The following is an 11,301-nucleotide window of genomic DNA, read 5'->3' on the forward strand; positions in this document are numbered from 1 at the left end:
CACTCCGCCGCCAGGAGGGTGGCGGCGAAGGGGGCCCGGGCCACCCCGGAGAGGACCGCCGCCCCCCCGGCCAGGGCCAGGGCCTCGGGCGGCAGGGCCAGGGGGCCCGGAAGCCGGGCCAAAAGGGCCCCGAGAAGCCCCCCCAGGACCAGGGCCGGGGTGTAGGGGCCCCCGTAGGCCCGCACCCCCTGGGCCAGGAGGAGGAGGAGAAGCTTGGAAAGGAGGAGGTAGAAAAGGGCCCAGGTGGCCAGAAGGGGCGTGGCGGCCACGGCCACCCAGCCGAGGCCGTGGCCCAGGGCCTCCGGCAGAAGGAGGAGGAAGAGGGCCAGGGCCAGGCCCAAAAGGGCGTGCCTCAAGGGGAAGGCCAGGCGCTTTAAATGCCCTTCCAAGAGGCGTCCCCCTTCCGTCCACAAGGTGGCCAGGGCCGCCGCCAGAAGCCCCACCACCCCGCCCCAGGGGACGGCGGCCAGGTCCACCTCCGCCCGGAGGGGGAGGAGGGGGGTGTAGCCGAAGAAAGCCCCGTAGACGGCGAAGCCCGAGAGGGCCCCGATGAGGGCCGGGGTCAGGGCCCGGGCCTCGAGGAGGAGGGAGCGGTAGAGGATCTCCGTGGCCAGAAGGGCCCCGGCCACGGGGGCGTGGAGGGCGGCCCCTAGCCCCGCCGCCAGCCCGGCGAAGGCCAGCCCCCCGCCCACCCGGGGGAAGCGGCGGTCCAGGGCGCTTCCCAGCCAGAGGCCCAGAACCCCGAAGGGCCCCTCCCGGCCCATGGGGGAGTAAAAGGCGATCTGGAGGGCGCTTCCCAGGACGGACCGGGGGTAGGCGCCCCGCCTGGGTGGGCGGCCCTCCCTGGCGGCCAGGAGGAGGGCAAAGAGCCCCTGCCCGGTTCCCAGGAAGCTGGTGAGGGCGAAGAGGAGGGGGAGGACGAGGGCCAGGAGAGGGGAGGGGGGGCCGGTGAAGGCCTGGAGGAGCCCCCCTTCCCCTGGGGCCTCGGGGGGCAGGTAGCCCATGAAGGCGCCGAAAAAGGCGCTCAGGGCTTTCAAGGCCAGGTTCAGGAGGGCCACCAAAAGCCCCGCCAGGGCCCCGGTGAAGGCGCTATAGAGGATGAGCGGCCCCGTCTGGCGCATGCCCTCGTCCAGCAGGGTGGGGAGGCGGGGCGGGGGCCGCATCAAAGGGAGTGTACCAGACGGGCGGGCGTGCCCCGGGTGAGGCGGGGGGTGGGAAGGCCGAGCGCCCGGTACCCGCCCCGGGTGAGGGCCCGCACCAGGAGGCGGAGGTCGGCCTTACCCTGGAGGTGGAGGGCCTCCTTCTTCACGTCCAGGTCCGGGCTGCTGGCCCTGGAGTCGGTGCCCAAGGCCAGCTCCACCCCGTGGCGGGCGTAAAGGGCAAGGGGAGCCTCCCCCACCTCCAGGTTCTCGTTGGAGCGGGGGCAGAGGACCACCTTGGCCCCGCTTTCGGCGATGAGCCGCACCTCCTCCTCGTCCACCTGGACCCCGTGGACCAGAATGGTGCCGGGCCCCAGAGCCCCCAGGGCGTGGAGGTGGCGGACGGGGGTGAGGCCCGGGGGCCGCCAGGGGCTTTTGGCGAAGCGGGCGCGAAGCGCCGCCAAAGGCCCCCCTCCTTCCCGCAGGAACCTCACCTCCTCCCGGCTTTCCGCCGCGTGGACCATAAGGGGGATCCCCTCCTCCCGGGCGTACTGGGCGAGCTTCCTAAGGAGGGGCGGGCTCACGGAGTAGGGGGCGTGGGGGGCGAGGCCCACCCTTACCCGGCCCTCCAGCCTCCGCCAGGCGGAAAGCTTGGCCCTGACCCTGGCGAAGACCTCCTCGGCTTCGGCGGGCTCGGGGGCGAAGACCTCGTAAAAGGCCACGCCCGGCAGGGGGCTTTCCCGCAGAAGGAACTCCATGACCTCGTCCTTGAAGACGATGTCGCCGAAGGCCCCCACCCCCGAGGCCATGAGCTCCTCCAGGCCCCGCCTGGCCCCCTCGAGGCCCCTTTGCGCCCGGTGGGCCACCACGTGGGGGATGAAGCCGGCGAAGGGCCCCCGGTAGAGGGGAAGGAGGGAGAGGTCCAGGTGGGTGTGGGCGTTGACGGGCGGGGGGAAGAGGGCGAGGCCCTTGTCCACCACCTGGCTTTGCGGGAAGCGGGCGAGAAGCTCCGCTAGAGGCCCCTGGCCCACCACCACCCCGCCCTGGACGGCGAGGCCCCCTTGGAGCATGGGGGTGCCGAAGCCGGTGTAGACCACCCGGGCGGTCCAGATCTCAGCCTTTGGCCAGAACATAGCGGTTGGGCCCCCGGACGAAGTCCACCGCGGCGTAGCCCTGGGCAAAGTAGTGGCCGAAGACCTTTCGGCTGTGCTCCCGCCAGCGCAGGGCCAAAGCGGGGTCCTCCCTCAGGATCCGCCCCCAGTCCTCGGGGATCTGGACCAGGATCCTCTCTGCCTCCAGGTCCAGCCTGGCCTCGAGGGGCACCTCCCCCTCCACCCGGTTGGCCTGGGGAAGGCCCGCCACCTGGGCCTCCGGCGGGGGGGCATAGATGCGGGTGTAGACCCTAGGGGAGAGGAGGTCCCACTCGGCGAGAAGCCGATCCGAAGGGGCACCGGCGTTGATGCCGCTCATGGGGCCGTAGTGGTCGGGGAGGTAGGTGCGGCTCAAGGCCCCCAGCTTCCTCAGGTTGAAGTTGGCGTTGGGGCCCCTTAAGGGGTCAAAGGTCCAGACCACCTTGCGGATGCCCCGGGCCAGGCACCAGTCCCGCTGGAAGCGCTTGAGGAGGAGGGCGGCCCCCGTGCCCCGGTACGCTTCCAAAACCCCCAGCATGTGGGAGTGCTGGAGGCCGGGGTCCTGGGTGGGGAAGCCGAAGACGAAGCCCACCATCTCCCCCTGCCAAAAGGCCCCCGCCACCAGCCCCCCCTCGTCCTGGGCGGCGATGAGGAGGCCCCGGGGCACCAGGTCGCTCTCGGAGCGCCCCCAGACCTGGCGCTGGAGGTCCACCACCCGTTCCATTTCCTCCCAGCCCCTTAGCTCCCGGACCAGTAGCCCTTCCATAGGGTGATCCTCTCCACGAAGGAAAGCTTCAGGTGGACCCCGATGCCGGGGCCTTCCGGCACGGGCATGAGGCCCTCTTTGGCCTCGAGGGCCTCCTCCACGATGTCCTCCTCCCAGTAGCGGCTGGCTGAGCTCACGTCCCCCGGCTTGGTGAAGCCGGGCAGGGTGGCCAGGTGGAGGTTGTGGGCCCGCCCCACCCCGGCCTCCAGCATCCCCCCCATCCAGAGGGGGATGCCGGCGCTCTGGGCCAGGGCGTGGACCCTGAGGCTTTCCCCGTGGCCGCCCAGCCTGGCGGGCTTAACGTTGAAGACCCGGCCCGAGCCCAACTCAATGGCCTTCCTGGCCTTCTCCGCCGAGGTGAGGCTCTCGTCCAGGCAGATGGGGGTGGAAAGCTCCCGCTGGAGCTTGGCGTGGTCCAGGAGGTCCTCGTAGCCCAAGGGCTGCTCTAGGTAGTCCAGCCCCAGCCCGTCCAGGCGCTTAAGCCGGGCGAAGTCCGCCAGCCGGTAGGCGCTGTTGGCGTCGGCGGTGAGGGTGGCCTCGGGAAAGGCCTCCCTCACGGCCTTCAGGACCTCGTAGTCCCAGCCGGGCTTGATCTTGAGCTTGATGCGGCGGTAGCCCTCTTGGAGGTGCTTTTCCACCACCTTGAGCGTGGCCTCCAGGGAAGGCTGGATGCCCAAGGACACCCCCACCTCCACCTCCCGCCGCACCCCGCCCAGAACCTGCCACAAAGGCCTTCCCAGGGCTTTGGCGAAGAGGTCATAGAAGGCCATCTCTAAGACCGCCTTGGCCATGGGGTTGCCCCGGAAGGGGCTTAGGGCGTGGGCGAGGGCCTCGGGGTTGGGGAGGTCCTGGCCCAGGACCCGGGGGAGGAAGACCTCCTCCAGGAGGTAGCGGGCCCCCGCCACCGTCTCCTCCCGGTAGAGGGGAAGCCTCTCCATCACCCCTTCCCCCAGGCCCTCGAGGCCCTCCCCGAAGAGCCTCAGGAGGAGGATGGTCCTTTTGGTCTGCACCCCGAAGCTGGTCTCAAAGCGGAACTTCAGGGGAAGCTCCAGGATCCTGAGCTCGGCGGCCTCTATTCGCACGGCTCCAGCACCTCCTTGCCCATGTAGGGGACCAGGGCCTCGGGCACCCGGACCCGGCCGTCGGGGAGCTGGTGGTTTTCCAGGAGCATAACCAGGATGCGGGGGGTGGCCAGGGCGGTGTTGTTCAGGGTGTAGGCGTGGCGCACCCGGCCTTCCTCGTCCCGGTAGCGGAGGCCTGTCCGCCGGGCCTGCCAGTCCAGGAGGGCCGAGCAGGAGTGGGTCTCCCGGTAGCGCCCCTCCGAGGGCACCCAGACCTCCAGGTCCACCTGCCGCCACTTCCCGGGCCCCATGTCCCCGGTGGAGACCTCCAGGAGGCGGTAGGGGAGCTCCAGGAGGCTCACGATCTCCTCGGCGTTTTGCAAAAGCTCCTGGAAGGCCCGGTCCGAGGCCTCGAGGGTGGCCTCGGTAAGGACGTACTGCTCCACCTTGTGGAACTGGTGGACCCGCATGAGCCCCCGCACGTCCTTGCCGGCGCTTCCCGCCTCCGAGCGGAAGGCGGGGGCGTAGCCAGCGTAGCGCTTGGGAAGCTCCTCCTTCTTCAGAATCTCCCCGGAGTGCAGGGCGTTCAGGACCACCTCCGCCGTGCCGGTCAGGTAGAGGTCGGTGCCGGCGATGGGCCAGACCTGGTCTTTGGCGGCGGGGAAGTGGCCGGTGCCGATGAAGGCCGCCTCCCGGGCGTAGGAGGGGAGGGTGAGGAGCGTGAAGCCCTTCTTGGCCATGAAGTCCATGGCGAAGCGGATGAGGGCGAGCTCGTAGAGGGCCAGGTCCCCCCTCAGGGCGTAGGTGCGGCTTCCCGATACCTTGCTGACCCTGGGCTCCCACCAGCCGTTTTTCTCCAGAAGGCTCACGTGGTCTAAGGGCGGGAAGGGGAACTCCCTGGGGGTTCCCACCCGCTTGATCTCCACGTTGGCGCTGTCGTCCGGGCCCACGGGGGCCCCGGGCCAGGGGGGGAGAGGAACCTCCAGAAGAAGCTCCTGGAGGCAGGTCTCCTTCTCCCTCAGGGCCTCCTCCAGGGCTTTGGCCTCCTCGGCCAGGGCCTTCCCCCGGGCCACCAGGGCGGGGCGGGCCTCCGGGGGGGCCTTGGGCACCTCCTTGGCGATGCGGTTTCTCTCGGTCTGGACCTCCTGGAGGCGGGCCTTGAGGCTTTGGACCTCCCGGTCCAGGGCCAGGAGGGCCTCGAGGTCCAGGTCCACGCCCTTCAGGGCGATGGCCTTGCGGAAGGTCTCCGGGTCCTGGCGAAGGCGCTTGAGGTCCACCATGGTCACTCCAAGACCGGGGGTACCCGGAAGAAGCCGTCTTCCCCGTCGGGGGCCACGGAAAGGGCCAGGGCCTGGGGAAGGGGCGGGGTTTCCACGTCCTCCCGAAGCCTGCCCGTGGCCTCCTCCTCGGCCTCCGCCTGCACCTTGGGCAAGGCGTCCACGAACTCCAGAATGCGCCTCAGGTCCTCGAGGAGCAGGGCCTCTTCTTCGGGGGAGAGCCTGAGCCTGGCCAGGCCCTCCAGCTTCTTAAGAAGCTCGGGGGAAAGCTCCATAGGGGTCATCTTAACTGAGCCAGTCGGCCAAGGCCCAGACCAGGGGAGCGAGGAGGAGGGCGGGCAGGAAGGAGGCCACCCGCACCTTGGTGAGGCCCAGGAGGTTGGCGCCCACGCCCAGGACCATGAGCCCCCCCACCCCGGTCACCAGGAGAACCCGGGGGTCCTGGGCGGGGTCGGGCAGGACCTGGGCCAGGGTGCCCGCCAGGAGGGCCACCCCGCCCTGGTAGAGCAGGATGACCAGGACGCTGAAGCCCACCCCGATGCCGAAGGAGCTGGTGAGGGCGATGGCGCTCATCCCGTCCAAGGTGGCCTTGAGGAGGAGGAGGCTGGCGTCCCCGGTGAGGCCGTTTTGGATGGAGCCCAGAAGGGTCATGGGGCCCACGCAGAAGAGGAGGCTTGCGGCCACGAAGCCCTCGGTGAAGCTTCCCCCGCCCCGCACCGCCCGCTTGATCTTCTCCCCCAGGCCCTCGAGGGCCTCCTCCACCCCTAGGGCCTCGCCCACAAGCCCCCCTAGGACCAGGGCGATGAGGCCCAGGACCACCCCGTCCACCACCCCGCCCTTGGCCCGGCCCAGGGCTTGGGCCATGGAGAGGCCGATGAAGAGGGTGGTGAGCCCCACACCCTGGACCATGATGCGGGCCATGCGCTCAGGAAGCCTCCCCCGGAGGGCGAGGCCCAGCCCCGTGCCCAGGGCCACGGTGGCGGCGTTGACCAGGGTGCCCGAAAGCTTATCCCAGAGGCCGAGCTCCATGGGGGGTATTCTAAGGGCCGGTGGAGTTTCGCTACACAGAAGACGGCACCCCCACCCTCTTCCACCCCGGCTACGGCGAGGCCTACCACCCCAGGCAGGGGGCCCTCCTGCAGGCCCGGAGGCTCTACCTGGAGAAGACCAGGACCCACCTCCACCCGGCCCCTCGGGTCCTGGAGGTGGGTTTGGGCCTTATGGTGAACTTCCGCGTGGCCCTGGAAAGCGCCCTGGCCCGGGGGGTCTTCCTCCGGTACCTGGCGGTGGAGAAGGAGCCCCTGCCCCGGGAGGTCATGGCCGCCATCCGCCTCCCTTTGCCCCTGGGGGAGAGGGTCTTTGGGGAAATCCTAAAGGCCTGGCCCGAGGAGCGGTTTGCCGGTCCCTGGGGGGAGCTAAAGGTGGTCTTTGGGGACATCCGCGAGGCGGCCCTTCCCACCCTTTGGGCCACGGCGGTCTTTCTGGACCCCTTCAGCCCCCAGAAGAACCCCGAGGCCTGGGAGGAGGAGGTACTGAAGAAGCTTCGTCTGGCCAGCCGACGGGGGGCGGTCCTCGCCACCTACTCGGCCTAGGGGGCCTTCAGGCGGGCCCTGAAGGAGGTGGGGTTTCGCCCCCACCGGGTGCCGGGGGTGGGGAAGCGGGAGTGGACGGTGGGAATCGCCGTAGGAGCTCCTCGGTTTCCATGTAACGGAGGCTAGCCGCGGGCCTACGCCAGTTGGGGAGATCACCCCGGTAGAGCCAGAGTTGCCACATGGTGGCCAAGGCCGCCACACGGGTAGCCCATGAGGGGAGAGGGTAAGGCCAGGGCTGAAAACCCAAAACCCGTAGGTCCTCCGCCTGATAGCTGAAGCCGTAAAGGAGTTTGGGCCGAGGAATCTCGCCTCTTTCTATCATGGCCGCAAGCTCCTTCATCCCCTCCCGAATCTGCCTGAGGGCCTGGAAGGGGGTGAGCTCCACCACCCGTTCGGAGTCAAGGTGGAGTTCCAAAGCGGACTCTCCCTTGAATGGAGGCCAAGGAAAGGGTTTGGCTTCCACCTTGAGGAAGTCAAAGGGGCCAAGGCCCACCCTCTTTAGCCCGTGCGTCCGGTCATACCGCTCGTTGAACCCCTGAAGGCCCCTGATCAGGGCTAGACGAGGCCCTAGGGGTATAGGGGAGAGCTCGTCTAGGGTGACCGGCCGGTAGCCCAGCTCCAGCATCCTGGGGAGGGCCAGCTTTAGAAGCTCCAGGGTCCTCTCCGGGCCATCGTGGAGGAGGACTACGCTTCCCGGGCGCAGGTAGTAGAGGAGCCGCTCGGCCAGGGCCTCGGGGGGGAGGTCCAGCCAGTCCTTGCTCTCCAGGTCCCAAAGGGCCACCCGCTTGCCCAGAATCCGGGCGAAGGGGCGGGTGAAGGGGGTGTGGAGGCCGTGGGGGGGGCGGTAGTAGCGCCCCGGGTTCTCGGCCATGTGCCGCCACTCCACCCAGGGCAGAAAGAGCTTCCAGGCCTGGTGGATCTGGCCGTGGTCCTCTATCTGGTGGCCCGCCTCCCTTATCTTCTCCACTAGGTCCGGCCGCTTCTTCGCCCTTTCGCCGGTCAGGAAGAAGGTGGCCTTGACCCCGTGGGCCTTGAGGAGGGCCAGGAGGGCCTCCGTGGTTTCCGAGGGGCCATCGTCAAAGGTGAGGGCCACCTTGGGCTCCCGACGGTTTCCCCGGGCGTAGGCCCCAAGGCCCAGGAAGCGGAAGAGGATGTCCGAAAGGCCATAGAGCAAGAGTACCAGTCCAAGGGCTAGTTCCATGTAAACCTCCTTAGGGCCAGCGCATAGAAGTAGAAAAGGCTTAGGCCGAGAAAGATGAAGCCCCCGACCAAGAAGGGGATGTGGGGGCCGAAGGCCTCCCAAAGGGCGCCCCCCACCACCGGGCCCAGGGCCACGCCCAGCCCCTCCACGGTCATCAGGCTACCCCAGATGGCGGCCCGGTTCTCCTGGGGCAGGTTTCTGGCCAGGAAGCCGTTCCAGCCGGGCATGAAGAGGCTAAACCCCAGGCCCCCCAGGGCCGCAAGGAGGAAGACCTCGGCTAAAGAGGGTCCCTGGGCCAGGCGGAGCATGACTCCACCCAAGAGGGCCAGGCCCAGGATGAGGCTTAGGCGGTAGCCCCTCTTGTCCACCATTCTGCCGGTGAAGGGGAGGAGGCCGAAGGTGAGCCCGCCGCCCAGGAGGAGGAGCCCCCCCACCTCCAGGGGCTCGAGGCCCAGGCTCTCCCGGGCGAAGCGGAGGAGAAAGAGGGAGACCAAGGCGGGGGCGAAGGTCTGGCCGAAGGCGGCGGGGAGAAAGAGGAGGAGGCGGCTTAGGGGGTAGCGCTCCCCGGTCCTCTGGGGCATGGGGATGCGGAAGCGGAGGAGGGAGAGGGCCAGGGCCAGGGCCATCCCCTGGGCCAGGAGGAGGACGGTGAGGCCCGCCTCCGGGTGCCGGGCCGCCACCTGCCCCACGCCCACCAGGCCTATGCCCACCCAGGGCATGACCAGGGTGAAGGTGAAGGAGAGGGCCCTGGCCTCCCTTCCCGGCACGGCAATGCGGCTGGCGTAGGTCATGAGCCCGGGGTGGAGGGTGGACATAAAGAGCCCCCAAAGGAGGCCCAGGCCCCAAAGGAGCCAGGCCCCCTGGGCCAGGGGGGTGAGGAGGAGGGCCAGAAAGCCCACCAAAGCAGCCAGGCTCAGGGTGAGGCCGAAGCCCACCCTCTCCGCCAGGAGCCCACCCAGGCTCTTGGAAAGGTTTTCCGCAAGCTGGTGCAGGGTGTAGGCCAGGGTGAAGGCGGTGGGGCCCAGGTGGAGCTTCTCCGGGGCGTAGAAGGGCAGAAGCCCGGCGAAGTACCCGCTCCGCACCCCCTCCATGAGCCCCACCGTCAGGATGAGGCGGAAGAGGACGAAGAGGCCTTCCCGGGCCCACGGCAGGTAGCGAAACACGTTGGAGTATACTTTTAGGGTTAGGTTTTCGCCACACTTGTGCGCCAAAAGGAGGGAGAATGAAGCCTAGGGTGAGCGTAGTAGTGCCCGCGCGAAACGAAGAAGAATTCATCGGAGCCTGCCTTGAGTCTATTTTGAAGCAGAATCCGCCTCCGCACGAGATTATCGTGGTAGATAACGCTTCTACGGATCGCACGGGGGAGATCGCGCGGAGTATGGGGGCTAAGGTGATCTATCAAAGCAAAATAGGCTTGCACATAGCCCGCCAAACAGGCTTAGAAGCAGCTACCGGCGATGTAGTAGCCGCAACAGATGCCGATTGCGTGGTGGAGCCGGGGTGGATAGCCGCTATACAGGATGCCTTTGTTGACCCTGAGGTAGTAGAGGTTTATGGGCCCATTGAGTTTATGGATGGGCCCCTCCTGGACCGTTGGCTTTCGCGCTATGGCTTCCCGATTTTTTTAAGAATTATGCACTTGCTGGGCCAACCCAACGCTTCTGGAGGTAACCACGCCGTACGTCGTCAGATTGCCTTAGAGGTGGGTGGATACGACGTTCCGTACGGAGAAGATTTGCGGTTGGTGCTCAAGCTAAAGGAACGAGGTAAGATTCTCTACCTTCCCCAGGCACGGGTTAAAACCTCCAGCCGACGGTTAAAGAAAGGGCGCTGGAGTTTTTACGGGCTGCATCTCAAGAACGTGCTAGCTCGTTTGTTGGGTAGACCCGCTGATTACGGGGAGGATTACTACGCTGACCGAAACCGCTAGAAACTCCTTAGTCGTCTTCCTTGGCGAGGGGGAGGCGGGGAAAGGGAAAGATGAGCCTCTTGGGCTCGGCGCGGAGGATCTCGTTGGCCTCGTCGTAGACGGCCACAATCTTTTCCGCGATGCGCTCCGCCGAGCGCTCCATGGCCCAGGCCCGGGCCTGGAGGCTGAAGCGCTGGCGCTTTTCCTCGTCCCGAAGGAGCTCCAGGGCCTTTTCCGCCAGGGCCTTGGCGTCTTTTGGCGGCACCAGGTACCCGGTCTTCCCGTCCTCCACCCCCTCCAGGGTGCCTTCGGCCCCCACGGCCACCACGGGCACCCCCATGGCCTGGGCTTCCCAGATGACCAGGCCCTGGGTTTCCGTCTCGCTGGCGAAGACGAAGAGTTCGGCCAGGCGGTAGTAGCCGCCGATCTTGCGGTAGGGCACGGGCCCCAGGAAGCGCACCCGGTCGGCGATGCCGAGCCTGTGGGCCAGGGCCTGGAGGTGGGGGAGCTCCGGTCCTTCCCCAATGTGCACCAGGAAGACCTCGGCCTCCTTGGCCATCTCCGCCACGGCCTCGAGGACCACGTCAAAGCTCTTCTCCTTCCCTAAGCGGCCCACGGTGATGAGCCGCCTTTTCCCCTCGGGCCAGGGGGAAGGGGAGGGCAGGGGTGCCTCCTCCAGGAGGCGGTTGTCAATCCCGGTGGGGATGACCCGGATGGGCCTTTCTATCCCGTAGCTTTCCGCCAGGCGCTTCACGGGTTCCGTGGGGGTGATGACCACCTCCACCCGGTTGTAAAAGGCCTTGGCCAGGCGGGGAATGATGCCGGTGTACCGGTCCAGGAAGGCCAGCCCGGGCACGTAGTGGGCGTACTTCTCGTAGTGGGTGTGGAAGGTGGAGACATGGGGCAGACCCTTGTTGCGGGCCAGCCTCAGGCCCCAGACCCCCAGGGTGAGGGGGGTGTGGGTGTGGACGATCTCAAAGTCCGTGGGCAGGTAGCGGGCCGAGGGCAGGGCGATCTGCTGCCCCTCGTAAAAGGGGTAGGCCACCGAGGGCACCCGCACCACGCCCTCCTCGTTCTCTGGCGCCTCCGGGTGGGCGGGGGCCAGGACCCAGGCCTCGTGCCCCATGCGCCTGAGCTCCCGCAGGAGGAGGTAGACGCTGGTGGTGACCCCGTTGGGGTTGGGGAAGTACACATCGGTGAAGAGGCCTACGCGGTAGAGGCGCATA

General features: G+C 68.1%; 10 protein-coding genes and 2 pseudogenes. 2 read left to right on the forward strand and 10 right to left on the reverse strand.

The features are described from left to right. Positions 1-2: 2 nt before the first annotated feature. The 7 genes and pseudogenes from BVI061214_RS13840 to BVI061214_RS09030 form a co-directional block, all read right to left on the reverse strand. Positions 3-1,163, reverse strand: a pseudogene (locus BVI061214_RS13840) (chloride channel protein); the annotation flags it as partial. Beyond that, positions 1,163-2,272, reverse strand: a complete 1,110-nt coding sequence (locus tag BVI061214_RS09005) for an amidohydrolase family protein (RefSeq protein WP_053768100.1) — start codon at positions 2,270-2,272, stop codon at positions 1,163-1,165. The pseudogene BVI061214_RS13840 and the gene BVI061214_RS09005, both read right to left, overlap by 1 nt. Beyond that, complete coding sequence (locus tag BVI061214_RS09010; protein ID WP_053768101.1) at positions 2,253-3,035, reverse strand: GNAT family N-acetyltransferase; 783 nt, start codon at positions 3,033-3,035, stop codon at positions 2,253-2,255. The genes BVI061214_RS09005 and BVI061214_RS09010 overlap by 20 nt, the downstream gene beginning before the upstream one ends. Beyond that, positions 3,008-4,117, reverse strand: coding sequence for an o-succinylbenzoate synthase (gene menC / locus BVI061214_RS09015; protein ID WP_053768102.1), 1,110 nt, complete (start codon positions 4,115-4,117; stop codon positions 3,008-3,010). The genes BVI061214_RS09010 and menC overlap by 28 nt, the downstream gene beginning before the upstream one ends. Continuing rightward, positions 4,108-5,376 carry a serine--tRNA ligase gene (gene serS / locus BVI061214_RS09020; protein WP_053768103.1) on the reverse strand — a complete coding sequence of 423 codons (1,269 nt, stop codon included), beginning with the start codon at positions 5,374-5,376 and terminating at the stop codon, positions 4,108-4,110. Before serS ends, menC begins: the two co-directional genes overlap by 10 nt. Positions 5,377-5,378: 2 nt before the next feature. Then, positions 5,379-5,648 (reverse strand): Asp-tRNA(Asn)/Glu-tRNA(Gln) amidotransferase subunit GatC, encoded by a 270-nt coding sequence (gatC, locus tag BVI061214_RS09025; RefSeq protein WP_211256783.1) that lies wholly within the window; start codon positions 5,646-5,648, stop codon positions 5,379-5,381. Positions 5,649-5,658: 10 nt separating this feature from the next. Beyond that, positions 5,659-6,402, reverse strand: a complete 744-nt coding sequence (locus tag BVI061214_RS09030; RefSeq protein ID WP_053768105.1) for a DUF554 domain-containing protein — start codon at positions 6,400-6,402, stop codon at positions 5,659-5,661. A gap of 20 nt (positions 6,403-6,422) precedes the next feature. Between BVI061214_RS09030 and mnmC2 the strand changes: the two are divergent. Beyond that, a pseudogene (mnmC2, locus tag BVI061214_RS12595) lies at positions 6,423-7,091 on the forward strand (tRNA (5-methylaminomethyl-2-thiouridine)(34)-methyltransferase MnmC2). Here the strand turns inward: mnmC2 and BVI061214_RS09035 are convergent. Continuing rightward, positions 6,973-8,166 (reverse strand): polysaccharide deacetylase family protein, encoded by a 1,194-nt coding sequence (locus BVI061214_RS09035; protein WP_053768106.1) that lies wholly within the window; start codon positions 8,164-8,166, stop codon positions 6,973-6,975. The pseudogene mnmC2 and the gene BVI061214_RS09035 overlap by 119 nt on opposite strands. Continuing rightward, positions 8,157-9,329, reverse strand: coding sequence for an MFS transporter (locus tag BVI061214_RS09040; protein WP_053768107.1), 1,173 nt, complete (start codon positions 9,327-9,329; stop codon positions 8,157-8,159). The genes BVI061214_RS09035 and BVI061214_RS09040 overlap by 10 nt, the downstream gene beginning before the upstream one ends. 59 nt (positions 9,330-9,388) lie before the next feature. Between BVI061214_RS09040 and BVI061214_RS12600 the strand changes: the two genes are divergently transcribed. Then, a complete protein-coding gene (locus BVI061214_RS12600; protein ID WP_082333140.1) occupies positions 9,389-10,096 on the forward strand; it encodes a glycosyltransferase family 2 protein in 708 nt (235 codons plus the stop codon). A 7-nt stretch (positions 10,097-10,103) separates the two neighbouring features. On the opposite strand, the gene BVI061214_RS09045 is transcribed toward BVI061214_RS12600, so the two are convergent. Then, positions 10,104-11,300, reverse strand: coding sequence for a glycosyltransferase family 4 protein (locus BVI061214_RS09045; protein ID WP_053768108.1), 1,197 nt, complete (start codon positions 11,298-11,300; stop codon positions 10,104-10,106). Position 11,301: the final 1 nt, after the last annotated feature.

Origin of the sequence: Thermus aquaticus (assembly GCF_001280255.1) — a bacterium.
Classification (GTDB): Bacteria; Deinococcota; Deinococci; order Deinococcales; family Thermaceae; genus Thermus; species Thermus aquaticus.